Origin of the sequence: Campylobacter concisus, assembly GCF_003048985.1 — a bacterium.
GTDB lineage: Bacteria > Campylobacterota > Campylobacteria > Campylobacterales > Campylobacteraceae > Campylobacter_A > Campylobacter_A concisus_AY.
In genome coordinates, this window is the sequence record NZ_PIRS01000001.1 from 114,492 (window position 1) to 133,017 (window position 18,526).

The window sequence follows — 18,526 nt, forward strand, 5'->3', positions numbered from 1 at the left end:
GCGATGATAGATATATTTGAGGGCAGTGCGAGAGATAAATTTTATGACATTTTGTTTAACGCAAATGCCGTTTTGGTTAAAAACGAGATAGATAAAATTTTTGAGAAATTTGTGGCTATGAGCGAGCTTTGCGAAAAGCATGGCGTTAATGAGGATGAGATCAGAAATTTTATAGCCTCAGAGCAAGATAAAATTTATAACGGAGTAAATGACCTATATATCGAGCTTAGCGGAGAAATTTTAAGCCAAAATGAGTAAGATTTTTGCACTCATTGCTTTGCTAGTCGCTCTTGTCTTTGCAAAAGAGCCAAATTTTGACCCAAATTCGGTGCATACATTTGAGCTTAAAAAAGATGAGTGGGCACGCGTCTTTATAACCGAGAAAAAAACTCAAAGAGTTGAGACGTTTGACTTTCGTTGGACGCTATTTGATAGCACAAATATCACTGTGCAAAGCTTTTTTAGGCGCTATCCAAGGCAGATGGTCTTTTCGCTAAGACAAGGACAAAACACCTACATGCAGCGAGTTTTGCCTGATTTTGTGATGCCGCCAAACGAGAGCGTGAGCCTTTATATATCATTTATTGATTTTAGGGATAAAAAGGCGCATTTTAGGGTGGCGCTGCTAGATGAGAGCAAGCGTGTGGATGTGGGTTTTAGAGATCCGCACGAGGATAAATAGAAGGATAAAAATGGATAAAATCGATGAAATAATGAGCAAATTTATAAGCGAGCTTGGCTACAAAGAGGCGTTTGAGATGTTTTTAAAGATAAGCTCAGGCAAGAAGCTACGCTCAAAACTTCTTTTAAAGATCGCAGGCGAGAGTGAAATTTCGCTCAAACTTTGCGCTATCATCGAGCTCATCCACCTTGCAAGCTTATTGCACGACGACGTCATAGACGAGGCAAATATAAGGCGTGGCAAACCAAGCATAAACGCACTTTTTGGCAGTAAAAACTCAGTCATGCTAGGCGACATCCTCTACTCAAAGGCCTATTTTGAGCTTACAAAATTTGATCCAAGCATCGCAGCTGTCATCTCAGATGCAGTCAGTAAGCTAAGCATCGGCGAGATGATGGATGTGAAAATGGCTGAAAATTTTAACGAAAACGAGCAAGAATATTTAAAAATGATCTATTATAAAACAGCTGTTTTGATAGAAGCCACGGCTATTTGTGGGGCAAAGCTAGCTGGCAAAGATAGCGAGAAATTTGGCATTTATGGCAAAAATTTAGGTCTTGCATTTCAGATCGTTGATGATATATTAGACATCACTCAAGATGAAAAAACGCTTGGCAAACCAGCACTTAACGACTTTGTCGAGGGCAAAACGACGCTTCCTTACATATATCTTTATAAGAGCCTGGACGAGGCTGGTAAAGCAAAGCTTAGATCGCTTTGGGCAAAGAAGTTAAATTCGGACGAAATTTCATGGCTAAAAGAAAATTTTGATAAAACTAGCTCGCTTAGTAAAGCTATAAATGAAGCCAAAAGGCTTGGAAGTGAGGCGATAGAAGCGATAAAAGAGTATAAAAACGCCGAGCTTGAAGGGATCATAAAAAGCATGATAGAGAGGGAATTTTGATGCACTATTTAGACATAAGTTTTACATATAAAAATACTGATATTTCGGTCAGAGAGAAGCTTGCATTTGATAGTGACGAGAAAAAAGAGCAAATTTTAAAGCTGATAAACTCAAACAAAAACATAAAAGAGAGCATGGTGCTAAACACCTGCAACCGCGTCGAGATCATAGCTAGCGTAGAGGATGTAAAGGCCGCTACCGCTCACATAATCAGGTGTATGTCGATATTTTCAGGCGTTTTTGAAGATGAGCTTTATGAGAGAGCTGACATCTATGAAAACAGCGGTGCTGCACACCACCTATTTGCCGTGGCAAGCTCGCTTGATAGCCTAGTCGTTGGCGAAACGCAGATCGTTGGCCAACTAAAAAATGCCTTTAAATTTGCCTATGACAACAACTCATGTGGCGAAGATATCAGCAAGATCATACACTACGCATGTAAGTGCGCTGCTAAGGTTAGAAACGAAACTCAAATTTCTAAAAACCCGATCTCAGTTTCAAGCGTCGCCGTAGCAAAAGCAAAAGAAATTTTTGGCACGCTTGAGGGCAAAACGGCTATCGTCGTGGGCGCTGGCGAGATGGGCGAGCTAGCAGCAAAGCACCTCATATCAAGTGGCGCAGAGGTGATCATTATAAACAGAAGCTCCGAGCGCGTTGAGCAGTTAGTTGATAGCTTAGGAGATAGCGCGAGCTGGGATAGCATTTTAAAACTAAAAGAGTATGTAAATAGCTACGATCTCATCTTCTCAAGCACTGCAGCCCCACACGCCATCATCACAGGAGAGATCATCGAGCCAAGAGAATTTCACAGATACTTTTTTGATATCGCCGTGCCAAGAGACATCGATCTTTTAAACACAGAGCTTATCAGCGTCTATACGGTCGATAGCTTAGAGGAGATCGTGCGTAAAAATTTAGCTCTAAGAGAGGAGCAGGCACAAAAGGCCTACTCGATCGTCGGTCAAGATACGAGCGAGTTTTTAAAGACTTTAAAAGAAGATATGAGCGTGCCTCTTATAAAATCAATCCGCAAGCAGGCTGAAATTTGCGCAAAAAATGAGCTAGAAAAGGCGATGAAAAAGGGCTATTTAAAACATAGCGATTACGATGAGGCGCAAAAGCTCATTCATCAAGTCTTTAAAGCCTTTTTGCACCAGCCAACGATGAAGCTAAAAGGGCTTGCAGACGAGGAGAGAGCGAGTGAGCTTTCAAACGGAGTTAAATTTTTATTTGACATAAAAGATGAACAAAATTTTCAAGCAGGAGATATAGATGAGATTTAGTAAATTTTACGCCCCAACGACCAAAGAAGCGCCAAAAGATGCATCTTTACCAAGTCATCAGTTTTTGATAAGAGGCGGCTTTGTCGAGCAGATCGGCTCTGGACTTTACAACTATCTACCGCTTGGAAAGATCATGCATGATAAAATTTCACGCGTGGTGAAAGAGGAGATGAACGAGGCTGGAGCGCTAGAGGTGAGCTTTAGCGTGGTCACTTCAGGCGAGCTTTGGAAGCAAAGTGGCCGCTACAACGTCTTTGGCAAGGAGCTTTTGCGCTTTAAAGATAGAAAAGATAATGACTTTGTCATAAGTCCGACAAACGAAGAGGCAGCCGTTGCTTTGGTGCGTGGCAAGGTGACTAGCTACAAGCAGCTACCACTAAATTTATACCAGATAAACACCAAATTTCGTGACGAGGCAAGACCACGCTTTGGCTTGCTAAGAGGGCGCGAATTTACGATGAAAGATGGTTATAGCTTTCACTCTAGCAAAGAGGATCTAAAACGCGAATTTGACCTTATGGAGGCAACTTACAGCAAAATTTTTACTCGTCTAGGACTAAATTTTAGAGCTGTTGAGGCTGATAGCGGAGCCATAGGAGGAAGTGGCAGTAAAGAATTTATGGTGCTTGCAAGTAACGGAGAGGACGACATACTTTGCTGCGAGGCTTGCAGATACGCTGCAAACGTTGAGGCTGCAAGGCGCAAACCAAGAGTTAGCGATGCCGAGGCGCCAGAGGCAGACGCGGCTAAATTTCTAACGCCAAATGCAAAAACTATAAAAGATGTGGCGGAATTTTTCAAAGTTAGCGAGTTTTACTGCATAAAAGCTGTTATGAAAAAGGCGATCTATGAGGATAAAGAGGAGGTCGTGGTCTTTTTTGTAAGGGGTGATGATGAGCTTCAAGAGACAAAGGCGCAAAACGCTTGCAAGGCGCTTGAGCTTGTAGATGCTAGCGAGGCTGACGTGGCTAAAGCTGGATTATCTGCTGGATTTTGCGGGCCAGTTGGGCTAAAAGATGTGAAATTTTTTATAGATAACGAGCTAAGGGGCGCAAATAACATGATATGCGGCGCTAACGAGAAGGACTATCACTTTGTTGGCGTTAGTGTTAGCGGATTTAACGAAGAGAGATTTAAAGACCTTGTAAAGGTAAAAGAGGGCGATAAATGCCCAGTTTGTGGCGGAAATTTAAAACTTAGCAAAGGCATAGAAGTCGGTCATATCTTTCAGCTAGGCGATAAATATTCAGCTGCGATGAATGCGACATACCTTGATGAAAACGGCAAGGCAAAGCCATTTTTGATGGGCTGCTACGGCATTGGCATAAGCAGGCTTATCGCTGTGATGATAGAGGCTAGCCACGATGAGAAGGGCTGCATCTGGAAAAAAGAGTGCGCGCCATTTGATGTGGAGATCATCATCTCAAATTTAAAAGATGAGGCTGGTGTGAAATTTGCGTTTGAGCTTTATGAGAGCCTTAAAAAAGCTGGCGTTAGCGTCATAATTGATGATAGAAACGAGAGATTTGGCGTTAAGATGAATGATTTTGAACTTATCGGCTTCCCTTATGCGCTGCTTGTGGGTAAAGAATTTGCAAATGGCAAGGTCGAGTTTATTACAAGAGATGGGCTAAGCAAAGAGACGATAGAGGCAAACGACGCCTTTAGAAAGATAAAAGAAAGCTTATGAGATTTTTTGCATTTTTGTTTTTTTTGATAGAAGTGGTATTTATCTATCTTTTTGTTGATAAATTTGGCTTTTTGAACTACTTTCTTGAGGTGCTAGTCTCTGGATTTGTGGGTATCGCACTTCTTTTAAATAGTGGATTTTCTAGCTTAAATTCGCCACAAACGGCATTTGCTAGCTTTCTTGGTGGAAATTTATTTAGCCAGCTAGGGCTTGGCTTTGGCGGAGCGCTGCTATTTTTGCCAGGAATTTTAACGGATATTTTTGGCATAGCCGTGGTCGTTTTTTCTTTAGTGTTTAAGAAAAATGCAGCGAAAAATGAGAGCTATCAGGAGTTTAAATTTCAAAACTTTAGCGAGCAGCGCAGTAAAAAAGATGAGGGCGAGATCATCGACGTTGAGGTCATCGAAGAGCCAAAAAGAGTAAATTAGGAGAGATGATGAAAGAGATAAAAATAGCAACTAGAAAGAGCATCTTAGCGCTTTGGCAAAGCGAGCATATCAAGGCTAGGATCGAGGCGCAGCACAAGGGCATTAAGGTCGTGCTTGAGGGCATGAAGACAAAGGGCGACGTGATACTTGACACACCACTTGCAAAGATCGGCGGCAAAGGGCTTTTTACAAAAGAGCTTGAAGATAGCATGCTAAAAGGCGAGACTGACATCGCCGTGCATAGCCTAAAAGACGTGCCAGTAGTCTTTCCGGAAGGGCTTAAACTAGCGGCCATTTGCTCACGCGAGGACACGAGAGATGCGATGATAAGTGAGAAATTTGCTAAATTTAGCGACCTACCGCACGGCGCAAAAGTTGGCACAACGAGCCTACGCCGCAAGATGCAGCTACTTATCATGAGGCCTGATCTTGAGATCATCTCGCTTCGTGGAAACGTGCAAACACGCCTACGCAAGCTAAAAGATGGCGAATTTGACGCGATCATTTTGGCGATGGCTGGCATAAACCGCCTAAATATCAAGGCTGAAGTGGCACACATCTACACATTTGGCTTTGATGAGATGATACCTGCGATGGGTCAGGGTGCTCTTGGCGTCGAGGCTAGGGACGAGAAGCAAATTTTAGAGCAGATTGACTTTCTAAATGACGAAAATGCGGTCATCGAAACGACCATAGAGCGTGACTTCATAAGTGTTTTAGAGGGCGGCTGCCAAGTGCCAATAGGCATAAGCGCAAGGCTAAAGGGCGATGAAATTTCTATCGATGCGATCGTTGGTCTGCCTGATGGAAGCGAGTTTATAAAAGATAGCTTAAAGACTAGCAAGGATAAATTTCAAAGTGTCGGCAAGGAGCTAGCGCATAAATTTATAGAAAAAGGGGCTAAAAAGCTACTAAAACGCGCTGAAGAGATGGCGTAAGCGTGTTTGAGCTAAACTTTAAAGCAAAAGCCATAAGTGCTACCAAAAATAGCAAAGATAACTACTATATGATCGGTCTTGCAGACGACAAATATAACTACAAAAACTACATAATCTTTCAAAGACCGATCAAGCTAAAAAAGGGCGACGACGAAAACGCCGACATAAATGGCCTATATGCAGAGTGCAATGGCGACATTTGCTACAACGCTTGCAAACGAGTAAAGATCACTGATAAGAGCATCATTTTTGAGGTGCAAGATAGTCTCATTTGCGTAGATACCGAGGGCGTAAAGCTTAATGAGCGCTTTATGAAATATAGCAAAGAGATATTTGGCGAGCTGCTAGAGTAGTCCTAAATTTAATCATTCGCCTGCTTTGCCACCATTTTTTAGCCGAGATGATAAGAGTTGCCTTTGCGATAAAAAAACAGACACACACAAACTGCCTTTGCGTGCAATAACAAAATATTAGCATCGCCTTTTTTATCAAATTTTAGCTATCATCCTTAAAAATTTAAGGGAAAAATATGGACTACATCAAGCTTTTAAAAGATAACGGCCTACTTAGGGTGATCGAGGAGCCAGTAGATATCGACCTAGAGATCGCACACGCTAGCTACATCGAGGTCAAGCGTGAAGGCTCACAAGCGCTTCTTTTTACAAACCCAGTCTGCAAAAAAACTGGACGTAAATTTGCCCCAGTGCTTACAAATATCTACGGCTCAAAAAGGGCGCTTGAGTTGATATTTGGCGTGCAGCCCGATGAGGTCGCAGCTGAGATAGAGAAGCTTTTAAAACCCAAAAAACCTGAAAATTTCAAAGAGAAGCTTGACTTTTTGGCCTATCTTTTTAGCATGAGAAAAATTTTTACCAAAAGGCTAAAAGGTGAGGGTGAGTGCCAGCAGGTCAAATTTATGGGCGAGCAGGCTGATCTTTTGAGCCTGCCTGCGCTAAAAACATGGCCGCATGACGGAGGTGCTTTTATCACGATGGGGCAGGTCTATACGCAAAGTTTAGATGGTGCGCTGCAAAATTTAGGCATGTATAGACTGCAAATTTATGATAAAAATCGCCTTGGCATGCACTGGCAGATCCACAAAGACGGCGCAAATTTCTTTCACGAGTATAAGCGCGCAGGCCGTAAGATGCCAGTCTCTGTGGCAATAGGCGGCGATCCACTCTACATCTGGTGCGGTCAAGCGCCACTGCCAAAGGGCGTCTTTGAGCTGCTGCTTTACGGCTTTATCCGCAAAGAGCCAGCCAAGCTTGTAAAGTCGCTAACTAATGAAATTTACGTCCCGCACGACGCCGACTACGTGATCGAGGGTTTTGTGGATACGACTAAGAGCGAGCTTGAGGGGCCATTTGGCGATCACACTGGTTTTTACACGCCGGTTGAGCCGTTTCCAGTGATGGAGGTCACGGCGATAACGAGCAAGCAAGACCCTGTCTTTCATGCGACCGTGGTTGGCAAGCCGCCGCTTGAGGATAAGTATATGGGCTGGGCGACTGAGCGCATATTCTTGCCACTTTTGCGAACGACCGTGCCAGAGCTACTAGACTACAATATGCCTGAAAATGGCGTCTTTCACAATCTTATCTTAGCCAAGATCAACGCCCTTTATCCAGCTCACGCAAAGCAGGCGATGCACGCATTTTGGGGAGTTGGGCAGATGAGCTTTGTAAAGCACGCGATCTTTGTGGGTAGCGATGCACCAGAGCTAGCAGAATACGACAAATTTGCGGACTTTGTGCTTGATAAATTTGGCAGTGAGAGTGTACTGATAAGCCAAGGCGTGTGCGACCAGCTCGATCACGCCAGTCCAAACTCGTGCTTTGGCGGTAAGCTAGGCATCGACGCGACGCAGGATTTTTGTAAATTTAGCCCTGCGGTCTTAAGCGATGATGAGCTTTTGGCCAAATTTCAAAGCGTTTCGCCAAATATTAAGGAGCTTAGGCAGTTTAAAAAGCAGAGTAAAACGCCTATTTGTGTGATTAAATTTGAAAAAGATCGCCCTGTAAAAGAGCTATTTTCTAAGCTTTTGGTATTTAGGGAGTTTTTCAAGCTTCTAGTCGTAGTGGATATGCAAAACTACCTAGAAAACCCATATATGCTGCTTTGGCGTGTGACAAATAATATAGATGCCTTGCGTGATATCTACATAGATGGCGAAAATTTCTGCGTGGATGCGACGAGCAAGAGTGAGCTTGAGGGCTACACACGTGGCTGGCCTATGCAAACTGACTGTGAGCGTGAAGTAGTGGCTGATCTTGTGAAGCGTGGTGTGGTAAAAGATGAGCCAGAGCTATTTCATAAATTTGAGATATTTAGGTAGGGTTGTTTTAAATTTACCCAGCTTTTGGCTAGCTCAAATTTGCTTGAAAATTTAAAAGATTAGTTTTTGCACTTAAAAATAACTTAGTTTAAGGTTACCCTTATATCCCAAGATAAATTTTCTTGCCATTTTATGAAAATTTCTAGTTAAATTTATCTGTTTTATCTGGGGTTTTGGTTGGCTTAAAACTCTTAAATTTTAGATTTATCTAAAATTAGATCGTAAAACTGCTATCTGATTTTAAAATACTTCTTGATTTGAGCGCTCTTAGTTTTTGTTGCTTTAGTGGCAAATTTATGGTGTATTTTAGCTAGCCATTAAAACATCGCCTAATATTACAAGCGTTTAAAATAGCTTATTTTTGTTTTTTAGAAAAATTATAAATCCTAAATACAAGATTTAAAATCGCACGAGTGCCATAAAAATTTAAATTTGACGTAGTAAATTTAGCTCATAAATTTACCAAACCGACCTTTAAAGCATGCTCTTTTAGCCCACTTGGTATCTCGCCATTTTCAAGTGCCATTAGCTCGCTTACTCTTAGGACATAAAAGTCTTGCAAGCTTCTGTTGGCACTTTTCTCAAGCTTTTTTGCTAGCGTGTCAAAGATATAAAACTCCGCCTCATTGCTAGCTAGCAAAAAGTCAGCCCCACTATCAAATGCAGCAAAAACTATCTTGCTAGCAAGTTTGCAAGCTAGCTCTTCATCGGCCTTTAAAAGATCATATCCACAAGGCGTTTTAGCGTTTAGCTCTATAAAATTTGCCTTGTATGCGCTTAAATTTTCAGGCAGTTTATCTTTTATGGCTATCTTAAATTCTTTAAATTTGCTAAGTTTTTCTATCTTTTTAAGCTCGTTTTCATATTTTGGCGCAGCTTTTACGCCTAAAATTTCTTTGAAAAAATTAATCGCCTCGCTATAAATTTCGCTTTCTTCAAAGAGTAAATCATCAAGCTCGCAGGCTATCAAAATGCCGTTTTTACCGCCAACTAGCTTTAAAATTTCATCGTTTTTTTCGTTTTTATAAAGATGATGAGCTAGTATTATCGCGGCAGCTCCTATAAAATTTGGCTCGTAGTCTTTTACAAAATCAGCGTAAAAATAGGGCTTAAAGTTAGCGTAAAGCTCTTTGTCGGCTCTTTTACAAAAGCTAGCAAATGGCTCAAATTTCGCCCAAAAGTCATCATCATTTATGGCTAGATCTAAAACCGCTCTTTTTTCATCAAGCGGGGCTATGCAAAGCTCGCTACCAAATTTTTGAGCTAAATTTGCAAGTGGCTGGGCGGTGCTAACTACGACGTCATTTACCTTGACAAAGCCCTCAAATGGGCTAAAGTAGGGGTCTATGCTCTTTACGTGGGCAAAAAGCTCGTTTAAGTTTGCAAAGTCTGAAATCTCTAAAAAATAGGGCTTAAAATATGCCAAAACATCTCTTTTCGCGTCAAATCTAAAAATCTCAACTCTTTGCATCTCTATCCTTTTTTTGGGCTTATTTTATCCTAAATTTAAAAGGAGTTTCATTATAATAGCTCAATGGATAAAGAAAATTTTACGATTGCATGCTTTAGTAACGAATATATCGGCGATGATGCGGCGGTTGCCGGCAAAATGGTCTTTAGCAAGGACATTTTTGCGCAAAATTCGCACTTTAAGCTTGGCTGGCTAAGCCTTGCAGAGATCGGCTACAAGGCGATGATCGTAAATTTTTCAGATACGATCGTGATGAACGCAAAGCCTAAATTTGCCCTTCTTGGGCTTAGTCTGCCAAAGAGCTTCACGCCGCGCCAGATCAGCGAGCTAAGTAGGGGCATAAATAGGGCGTGCGAAGAGTTTGGCGTAAAGATAATAGGCGGCGACACGATAAGTAGCTCCATTTTAAACATAAGCGTCAGCGTGATCGGCGAGCTAAAGGGCAGGGCTGTGCTTAGAAAAAATGCTAAATTTGGCGATCTTATTGCATTTACAGGCAAGCTTGGAGGCAGCCAAAAGGGGTTAAACTCGCTTTTAAGACTGGCTCAAATTTCTAAAAACTCACGCTTTAAAAAGCCTGTTTTAAGAGATAAATTTTTTTATAAAGCAGCTCATCTTATAAACTCCGCCATGGATATCTCAGATGGGCTAAAAACCGACCTTGGCAAGCTTTTAAAGGCTAGCAAAAAGGGCGCTAAATTTACAAAAAAACTAAGCAAATTTGAGCTTAGTAGCGGCGAGGAGTACGAGGTTTTATTTACCTTTAGCCATAAAAATTTAAGCGCCATTAAAAGGATCGCCGCAAAAACTAGGACAAAGATCAACATCTTTGCAAAAATTTCACACAAAAGGTTAAGACAAAATGCAAGAAGCCACCACTTTTAAGCCGCTCTATGCGCTTACTCATGCGCCCATCGAGGCATATTTTTCTAAAAATTCAGATGATTTTGTCGTGCGCGAGATACCACTTTATGAATTTAGCGGTGACGGCGAGCACTTGATCGTTGAAATTTCTAAAAAAGATATGACGACAAGCGACGCTTTGCACGCCTTAAGCGAGGTTACAGGGGCTAAGATGCGCGACTTTGGCTATGCTGGACTAAAGGACAAGCAGGGCATGACGACGCAGTTTATCTCGATGCCTCGTAAATTTGAGAGCGCGCTTGCAAACTTTAGCCATGAAAAGATGAAAATTTTAAATTTAAACGTGCATAAAAATAAGCTTCGCATCGGACATCTAAAGGGCAATAGCTTTTTCATCCGCCTAAAAAAGGTGCTGCCAAGTAGTGCTAAAAAGCTTGAGCAGGCATTTACAAATATCGATAAAATGGGCTATGCAAACTACTTTGGCTACCAGCGCTTTGGTAAATTTGGCGACAATGCTGCAACTGGGCTGGAGCTACTTAAAAATGGCACGATAAATGGCAAAAAGAGCAAAAATGTAAAGCTAAATGACTTTTTGATCTCAGCCTATCAAAGCGATCTTTTTAACCGCTATCTTAGCAAAAGGGTCGAAATTTCAAGGTTTGTAAGCGACTTTAGCCTAAGTGAGCTAGGTGAAATTTATAAAAACTTTAGCAAAGATGAACTAAAAGCGATGAAAGCGCAGGAGAGCTTTTTTAAGCTGCTTCCTGGAGAGGTTTTGGGGCACTATCCATTTGGCAAGCTCTTTTTGTGTGAAAATTTAGATCAAGAGGCGCAAAGATTTGCTAAGCGCGATATCACAAGCCTTGGACTTATAGTCGGCGCAAAGGCCTATGAGGCAAGTGGCGTGGCAAAAGAGCTTGAGGATGAAATTTTCGCTGAGGCGTTTTCGCTTACTTCAAAGATCGCTGGTTCAAGGCGCTTTAACTGGGCGTATCTTGAAAATACAAGCTACAAATACAACGAAGAAAACGCTCATTTTAGCTTAAATTTCACACTTCAAAAGGGCTCATACGCCACGGTTGTGTTAGAAGAAATTTTGCATAAAAATATATTCGAATAGGGTAATTTTAAAGATAGATTTAAAAGGCTGGCTAGCTAAATTTAGCTAGTTTAAATTTAAAAAGGTCTAGCCAAAGCTAGACCTAAAAACATTAAATTTAAGAGGTAAAAACTTAAGTTCTAAATACGCTTAGTTTTGTATTTAGCGCATCTGTCATCTTATTTAGATGCTCAGCTGCAGAAGCTATCTCTTCGACGCTTCTAGCATTTTCAGATGAAATTTGATTGATCTCTGAGATGCCATCCATGATCTCATTTACGTTTTTACCTGTTGCGATGTAGTCTTGCATAGTCTTATCAGACATCGCTATGGCGTTATTCATCGTTGCGCTCATATTATTTATAGTCTTTTCAACGTCGCTTGCCACATGGGTTAGCTCTTGAATTTGTTTAGAGTTGATGCCCATTTGCTCGCTGCTATCATTGATCGCTTGAACGATAACGTTGATAGTTGCATTTATCTCTGTTAGAGACTTTTGAGTTCTCTCAGCTAGCTGTCTAACTTCATCAGCAACGACTGCAAAGCCACGTCCATGCTCGCCAGCACGAGCTGCTTCGATGGCTGCGTTAAGTGCAAGTAAATTTGTCTGATCAGCGATGTCATTTATAACAACAAGCACTGATTTTACCTGCTCAGCGTCACGGCTAAGCTGTTCGATCTTGCCAGCCATTTGATTTTCAACATTAGCAGAATCAACAATCTGAGATGATAGAGATCTGATAGCCTCAGTAGCTGTTTTTATATGAGTGCTTGCCTTTTGAAGGTCATCTTTGCCAGCTTGAGCAATTGAAAGTGACTCTTTCATGCTTTCTTGCATAGACTTGCATCTTTGATTTGTCTCTTCAACGATCTGGGTTGATTCTTCTACGCGTTTGCCTGTTTGAAGTGAGGTAGAGCTTAGCTCATTTGCGACTGAGCTGTTTTCGCTTGAAAGGTTTTTAGTGTCGCTTATAAGCACTCTTATGCGCTCTATGAAGTTATTTATATCATTACTTATTTTAGCTATCTCATCTTTGCCGTAGATTGGGATTTTAAGAGTAAAGTCAGATGTTATAGCATTTAAATTTGCTCCTAGTCTATCGATAGGATTTGCAACTAGCTTTTTAAGCAAGAAGATAGATACTATGATAAGAAGCAATGTAACTATAATGCTTGCTATGATGAAGTTTTTACTAACCACTTTTAGAGGTGTTAAAAAGTCATCAGTAACAGCTGAGCCAAGCACTATCCAGTTTAGCTTATCAAATGGCTCAAAAGCAACTATTCGTTCAACACCACCAGTATTAGCGAATTCAACACCTTCTTTTTGTTTCGCTATTTTTTCCATAGCAGCTTTAACATCACTGCTTAGCTCTTTACCAGCTTGAGTTGGGTGGATCTCAAATTTATTAGTTTTTGTGTTGTAGATAGAGAAATACCCATGCTCGCCTAACTTCATTTGTGCCATTGTTTTTTCAAGATCCTCTAGACCTTCAGTGAAGTCGTAACCTATAAATAAAACCGCTACAACCTCGCCGTTTTGAACGACTGGCTCATAAACACACATATAGTTTCTACCAAAAATATTTAAAGCACCCACATATGTTTCTTTGTTCATCATCTTTGGATATATTGTTTTGTTTAGCATACCAAGTGCTCTACTGCCATCATCTAGTAAAAGTGAGGTAGATACAGCAGCAAATTCATTGCCTGATTTTGCAAAGATGGTTGGGATGCCACCGTTTGTTAGCTTTTTGATCTTATCAGATATCTCGTGGTTGTTATTTAACACGCCCATTTTATCCGAGATAAGCTCTAAAGCATCGTCATTTTCTGTTTTTATGGTTTGGCTAGTGGCTCTTATATTGCCTAAAGCTTCTTTTAGGACATGCATATATAGTTTTGCATTATCTTCGTTATCTTCATCAAATAGCTCAACTGTATCCATCGCAAGCGCAACGTTTTGTTTAACTGTAGTTACAACTCCATCCTTTATCTCACGCTCTAAGACATGTGATATAAAAAATACAAAGCAAGCCATGCAAATGGCAAGAACTAAAGCGATGATCGCTGAGACCTTGACTAAGATGCTACGCAAATTCATCTATATCCTCCTTGGTTTAGATTTTTGAGCTTATTATACAAATTTTTTCTCGTAAAACATATAGAATTTTAAGGAAAAATAACGAATTTTAAATTTTTGTTTGCTTTATATTTGTAATTATAACTTTTATGAAACTGGAGTAAAAATTTATAAAAAATTGCTATTTAAATTTAGCTTTTTAAGCAAAATTTATAGTTTGGCAAAAGCAAGAAATTTGCGCTTTTGAGGGATTAAAATTTAAATTTTTATCGTTTTATTGATTTGTTGTCTATTTTATTAGATTGGTTTAAGCTTCAAAGCAAAATAACAAAAAAGTGAAATTTGGAGCGTTTTACTCTTGTTTTTGTAAAGAAATTTTAAAAAGATTAAATAAAAAAATTAATTTCATACCAAGTTGTGACAAAATTTATGCTCAAAAATCAAAAAAATTCCTAGATAAATTTGCAAAATTTAATGAAAAATTTGGTCGCAGGGTAAATTTATATATTTTTAAATATAATCACGCTCTGGCACGGTAAGCGGTCGCTTTTGCATCTTGCAAAAGAGGAAAGTCCGAGCTGCGATAAGACAAAGTTCCATCTAACGGATGGCTAGGGAAACCTAAGGGATAGTGTAACAGAAAGCAAACTTCCGCCTTGGCGGTAAAGGTGAAACGGCGGGGTAAGAGCCCACCGGCGCGCTTGGTAACTTGCGTGACTATATAAACCCAACTTGCAGTAAGAAGGGATGGTTTTGGTCTTATATTAAAACCCTTCGCTAGAGCTTGTTTGTAAAAGCAAGCGTAGATAAATGATCGCTCAAGACAGAACTCGGCTTAACGCCGTGCCTTTGCTTAAATTTAGAGTAAATTTCAAGTAGCAAGCAGTTGGTAAATTTAAAAGATTTTCAAGACAAAACCGGCAAATTTGCCGTGCCTTGAAAGTTTGAGATTAGATTAATTTTTTACGTATTTTTGAGCTTTTTGTAGTTTTGTAAGCTCGTTTTGGATGTGTGAAGATTTAGTTTTAAAAAGCTCTATCGCACCGCCTATTAGCGCTTGTGCTTCTTGAGCCGAAGCTAAGCTTTTAAACATATCTTCGCTAAAGCTTTGTGATAGTGCAGCTAGCTTTCTTGTATCTTCGTTTATTAATGCTAGCTTAAATTCATTGATCCAGCTATTCACCTGATGTTACCTCCCTCCATGCTTCTGATAACTGCTTTACGACATTTGTTACTTCATTTAGCGCATTAATATCGTTTTGGATATTTGCCATAGCAAGAAGCTGCATCTGCCTTGTATAAAGTCCGCTAAGATAGTGAGCCACGTCGCCTTGAGAATAATCAAGCGAGTTTAAAAGCTCGACAAAGATAGCGTTTGCTCTGTTTATATAATAGACTTTTTTCTCTATATCTCCAGCTTCGATCGCTTTTTTTGTGCGAAATATAAATTTCAAAATTCCGTCATAAAGCATTTCTATTAATTTAGTCGGGGACTCGATGCCCCCGAAACTCGACTGTGCGTATGCACTATATGCACTTTGATTCATTTTTCTCTCTTATTTTCTACTGTTTATCTCAGCATCTATCATTGATTTTAGAGTTGAGAACTGATTTTCTAAACTTGCGATGATAGAGTTATACTTGATGAAGCGCTCTTGCATCGTTGTATACTTCTCATCTAAAAGCTTTTGTGTAGCCTCTTTGTTGTCTGCAATTGATTTGTTTTCATCTCTTAGCTGATTTTGCATAGCAATCATTGTGCCATCTTTGCCAACGACACCATCAAGCATCTTATTAAGTCTTGTAAATAGACCATCTGTCTTTTTGGTCACTGGATTTACAGTTGCTTCGCTCATGCCTAGGCTTGCAAGGGCTGTGCTGTTGCCTTTTATCTCCAAACTTTGACCGTCATTTCTTTTTAGGATTATTCTCTTGCCACTTTGATCAAGGCTAGCTGTGACACCCTCAATACCTGCGTCATTTATAGCTTGTTGAAGCTTTAGAGCATTGTCCTCAGCTGATGAGCCAGCTGCGGTAGAGAAAATAACTGACTTGCCATTTATCGTAAGATCGTCAGCTGCTATGTTTAGAGCACCAGCACTAACTAGTGAATTTCCCATGTGAGTTATCGGCTCAGTCTTGTTTGATCCCATGAAAAATTTCTGAATTTCTTCAGGGTCTTTGCTAAGAGCAGCGTTAAATTTATTTAGATCAAGCTGAAGCTGACCGTCTTTATCTGGCACTATACCAAATTTACTTAGCGCTTTGCCTTCGCTATCTTGACCATTTACTAGACGTCCGATGTTCGATCTAAGGCTTGAAATTTCACTCACACCTTGGAAAGTGCCAGCGCCTTTTTCTTCGTCATATTTTGTAGCGATCTCAAGGTTCATGGTCATTAGGTTGTAGTCTTTTATAAACTCTTCAACCGCTTTTATGACTTCGTCCGTATTTTGTGAAATGCTTACATTTGTCTTGCCAGTCTCATTTAGCGTGATATTTACGCCCGGTCTTAGATCATCAAAGCTATTTTTGCTTCTTTTGATATTTACGCCATTATATGTAAATTCCGCATCTTGCGCTTTTAGAATTCTATTTTTCTCCAAATTTGATGTCATCTTTGGCGAGCCATCAGGATTTGTTAGCGCTGTGCCGTGCTCGTCTGTGTCTTGAAACTGCGTATCATCCCAGCCAAGCTTGTCTAAGATGCCAGCAGTGTCGTTTGAAAATTTGATAGTCTGCGTAGCGCCAGTGCTGCCTGATTGAAGCATTATTTGATTTGGTTTATCGCCACCAACATTTAAAATTCTAGCTTGCAATTTACCGCCACTTACGTCATTTATCTTATCAACGATATCTTGATATGTTGTCGATCTTGTCACGCCGATAGAGAATTTTTGTCCGTCTATCTCAACGTCAAACGAGCCAGTATTTGTCGCACCCACCATGCTTGAAGAATTTTTGAAATTCTTGCTTTGAAATGTATCTTTTTGAGCAAGTTTTTGCACATCGATACTAAAACTTTGCACGCTAACGCCGTTTGCTGCAGAAGCAGTGACGCTTTTGCCAGCGTTATTTGTATTTCTTTTTAGATAAAGTGCTTCGCCGCCAAGTGTCTTGCCACTAACATTTACGTTGCTAACAAGAGTTTTTAGCGCCGCAAGATCCTTTTGCTTAAGCTCATTTTTCTCTAGCCTTGTTGTAAGTGGCTTGATCTGTCCAGCCTCATCAGCCTCTTTTAGTTTCTTGATAAGCTCATCGTTTAGGCCGCTATTTTTTGTACCGATGCCTAAATTTGTTACGTTACCTACTGCCATTTTTAACTCTCCTTGTCAAAAAGTATTCCGATACTTTCTTTGAAATACTCGCTGATTTTTATAGCTTCTTTGCTCGGAAGCTGTGTTATCTCTTCGCCTGTTTTGGCGTCTTTTACTTGCACTACCATTAAATTTAACTTCTCGTTGTAAGCAAATCTTACATTAGTATCGAGCTGCTGCATCTGATAGTTTAGCCTATCAGTGACCTCTCTTGTCTTTCTAGCAAGATCCTCGTTGCTAAGTCCGTCAAGCTCGTTAGCCTCCTTTGACTTGCCGTTTTTATCTGCATTTACTTTGACATCAGAGTGCTCGATAGGTCTGCTATCAATTTGACGCTGAGCCGATGTACTCATGCTTGCATCAAGTGTTTGATTTGCCGCTGCTTTGAAAATTTCCATAGTTTTACTCCTTAAAACTTACGCTAGCTTCTACATCGGTAAAATTTTAAATTCCTTTAGTATTTATATAAATTTTTGATTATTTAGGTTAAAATCGAGCAAAATTTATAGGACGGGATATGAAAATTTCATTTGAATGCGACTGCATTTTGCTGCAAAAGACCTTGCTGCTTTTTTGTGGAAATTTAGCCGCTCATCATAAGGATTGTGATTTTGTAGTAAGTGACCGCGAGATCGTCACAAAAAAACCGCTATTTATAATAGGTAAGAACGCTCATCTTTCTCATCCATTTACAAGAGCCACTCTTCTTGATACGCTTGAGGAGTTTTACTCAGCCACGCAAATTTCAAAGGCAAAAGAGCCAGATCAGATAGTAAATGAAAAGAGTTTGGAGCAAAAAGTATCACTTTTAATCGATAAATTTAAAGCTGATCTGCTTGAAATTTTAAGGGCAAATCAGTGAAACTTTATACCAAAATTTCAAGTGGTAAATTTAAAGGCAAAAGACTTGAGCTACCAAGTCTAAGTACGACTAGAAGCACAAAAAGCATCGTAAAAGAGTCCTTTTTTAACGTCATCAGAGATGAAATTTACTCGCTTACATTTATAGAGGGCTTTGGCGGAAGCGGCGTGATGGCAAGCGAGGCTGTTAGTAACGGAGCGCGCGAGGCTATCGCTATCGAAAAAGATAGAGCCGCTTTTAAGATCACGCAAAGCAACCTTGCAAGCCTGCAAAGTCCAAATTTAAAAGCTATAAATGGCGATAGTTTTGCGCTTTTGCCTGATCTTGTAAATTCGCAAAATGGCAAGGTTTTACTCTATCTTGATCCACCATTTGACATAAGGGCTGGCTTTGATGATATCTACGAAAAGCTTGTAAATTTGATCTCGCAGCTAAAAAAAGAGAAAATTTATATGATAGTTTTTGAGCATAACAGCGACTTTAAATTTGGCGATGAAATTTCTGCGTATAAGCTCGTTAAATTTAAAAAATTTGGAGCCACTTCTCTCTCTTATTTTCAGTAAA

At 40.1% G+C, this 18,526-nt stretch carries 18 protein-coding genes, 1 other RNA gene and 2 pseudogenes; 14 read left to right on the top strand and 7 right to left on the bottom strand.

Annotated elements, in window-relative coordinates:
• Positions 1–3 precede the first annotated feature (3 nt).
• From CVS91_RS00560 to CVS91_RS00600, 9 genes are all read left to right on the top strand, one after another.
• On the top strand, positions 4–258 hold the full coding sequence (locus CVS91_RS00560; RefSeq protein ID WP_103595433.1) for a DUF2018 family protein: 255 nt from the start codon (positions 4–6) through the stop codon (positions 256–258).
• Positions 251–682 (top strand): hypothetical protein, encoded by a 432-nt coding sequence (locus CVS91_RS00565; protein WP_107829545.1) that lies wholly within the window; start codon positions 251–253, stop codon positions 680–682. The genes CVS91_RS00560 and CVS91_RS00565 overlap by 8 nt, the downstream gene beginning before the upstream one ends.
• A gap of 10 nt (positions 683–692) precedes the next feature.
• On the top strand, positions 693–1,586 hold the full coding sequence (locus tag CVS91_RS00570; protein ID WP_107829547.1) for a polyprenyl synthetase family protein: 894 nt from the start codon (positions 693–695) through the stop codon (positions 1,584–1,586).
• Entirely contained in the window at positions 1,586–2,869 is a 1,284-nt protein-coding gene (gene hemA, locus CVS91_RS00575) for a glutamyl-tRNA reductase (protein WP_103631231.1), read from the top strand. Before CVS91_RS00570 ends, hemA begins: the two co-directional genes overlap by 1 nt.
• Entirely contained in the window at positions 2,859–4,559 is a 1,701-nt protein-coding gene (locus tag CVS91_RS00580; RefSeq protein WP_107829549.1) for a proline--tRNA ligase, read from the top strand. Before hemA ends, CVS91_RS00580 begins: the two co-directional genes overlap by 11 nt.
• Complete coding sequence (locus CVS91_RS00585) at positions 4,556–4,987, top strand: FxsA family protein (RefSeq protein ID WP_107829551.1); 432 nt, start codon at positions 4,556–4,558, stop codon at positions 4,985–4,987. The genes CVS91_RS00580 and CVS91_RS00585 overlap by 4 nt, the downstream gene beginning before the upstream one ends.
• Before the next feature lie 8 nt (positions 4,988–4,995).
• Positions 4,996–5,925: a hydroxymethylbilane synthase gene (gene hemC, locus CVS91_RS00590; protein WP_107829553.1), complete on the top strand. Its 930-nt coding sequence runs from the start codon at positions 4,996–4,998 to the stop codon at positions 5,923–5,925.
• Positions 5,926–5,927: 2 nt separating this feature from the next.
• Complete coding sequence (locus CVS91_RS00595) at positions 5,928–6,278, top strand: Imm10 family immunity protein (RefSeq protein WP_107829554.1); 351 nt, start codon at positions 5,928–5,930, stop codon at positions 6,276–6,278.
• 176 nt (positions 6,279–6,454) lie between these two features.
• Positions 6,455–8,263, top strand: coding sequence for a menaquinone biosynthesis decarboxylase (locus CVS91_RS00600; RefSeq protein ID WP_107829556.1), 1,809 nt, complete (start codon positions 6,455–6,457; stop codon positions 8,261–8,263).
• A gap of 451 nt (positions 8,264–8,714) precedes the next feature.
• On the opposite strand, the gene CVS91_RS00605 is transcribed toward CVS91_RS00600, so the two are convergent.
• A complete protein-coding gene (locus CVS91_RS00605; protein WP_107829558.1) occupies positions 8,715–9,734 on the bottom strand; it encodes a hypothetical protein in 1,020 nt (339 codons plus the stop codon).
• 63 nt (positions 9,735–9,797) lie between these two features.
• Between CVS91_RS00605 and CVS91_RS00610 the strand changes: the two genes are divergently transcribed.
• A complete protein-coding gene (locus CVS91_RS00610; RefSeq protein ID WP_107829560.1) occupies positions 9,798–10,619 on the top strand; it encodes a thiamine-phosphate kinase in 822 nt (273 codons plus the stop codon).
• Positions 10,597–11,721, top strand: a complete 1,125-nt coding sequence (gene truD, locus CVS91_RS00615) for a tRNA pseudouridine(13) synthase TruD (RefSeq protein ID WP_107829562.1) — start codon at positions 10,597–10,599, stop codon at positions 11,719–11,721. Before CVS91_RS00610 ends, truD begins: the two co-directional genes overlap by 23 nt.
• A 112-nt stretch (positions 11,722–11,833) precedes the next feature.
• Here truD and CVS91_RS10610 read toward each other — a convergent pair.
• Positions 11,834–12,889: pseudogene (locus CVS91_RS10610) on the bottom strand (methyl-accepting chemotaxis protein); the annotation flags it as partial.
• A 24-nt stretch (positions 12,890–12,913) separates the two neighbouring features.
• Positions 12,914–13,804 (bottom strand): annotated as a pseudogene (locus tag CVS91_RS10615) (Cache 3/Cache 2 fusion domain-containing protein); the annotation flags it as partial.
• Positions 13,805–14,310: 506 nt separating this feature from the next.
• On the opposite strand from CVS91_RS10615, the gene rnpB reads away from it, so the two are divergent.
• Positions 14,311–14,637, top strand: an RNA gene (rnpB, locus tag CVS91_RS00625) — RNase P RNA component class A.
• 101 nt (positions 14,638–14,738) lie between these two features.
• Here rnpB and CVS91_RS00630 read toward each other — a convergent pair.
• Genes CVS91_RS00630 through CVS91_RS00645 form a run of 4 tightly spaced genes read right to left on the bottom strand, consistent with a single transcriptional unit; the run spans position 14,739 to position 17,498 of the window.
• Positions 14,739–14,966 (bottom strand): hypothetical protein, encoded by a 228-nt coding sequence (locus CVS91_RS00630; protein ID WP_021085119.1) that lies wholly within the window; start codon positions 14,964–14,966, stop codon positions 14,739–14,741.
• Positions 14,959–15,330, bottom strand: coding sequence for a flagellar export chaperone FliS (gene fliS / locus CVS91_RS00635; protein WP_009293744.1), 372 nt, complete (start codon positions 15,328–15,330; stop codon positions 14,959–14,961). The genes CVS91_RS00630 and fliS overlap by 8 nt, the downstream gene beginning before the upstream one ends.
• Before the next feature lie 9 nt (positions 15,331–15,339).
• Entirely contained in the window at positions 15,340–17,100 is a 1,761-nt protein-coding gene (fliD, locus tag CVS91_RS00640; RefSeq protein WP_107829566.1) for a flagellar filament capping protein FliD, read from the bottom strand.
• 2 nt (positions 17,101–17,102) lie between these two features.
• The gene (locus CVS91_RS00645; protein ID WP_107829568.1) at positions 17,103–17,498 is read right to left on the bottom strand and encodes a FlaG family protein; all 396 of its coding nucleotides are present in this window, start codon (positions 17,496–17,498) and stop codon (positions 17,103–17,105) included.
• A 119-nt stretch (positions 17,499–17,617) separates the two neighbouring features.
• On the opposite strand from CVS91_RS00645, the gene CVS91_RS00650 reads away from it, so the two are divergent.
• Both CVS91_RS00650 and rsmD read left to right on the top strand, forming a co-directional pair.
• Positions 17,618–17,962, top strand: a complete 345-nt coding sequence (locus CVS91_RS00650) for a hypothetical protein (RefSeq protein ID WP_012001654.1) — start codon at positions 17,618–17,620, stop codon at positions 17,960–17,962.
• Entirely contained in the window at positions 17,959–18,525 is a 567-nt protein-coding gene (gene rsmD / locus CVS91_RS00655; protein WP_012001655.1) for a 16S rRNA (guanine(966)-N(2))-methyltransferase RsmD, read from the top strand. The genes CVS91_RS00650 and rsmD overlap by 4 nt, the downstream gene beginning before the upstream one ends.
• Position 18,526 lies beyond the last annotated feature (1 nt).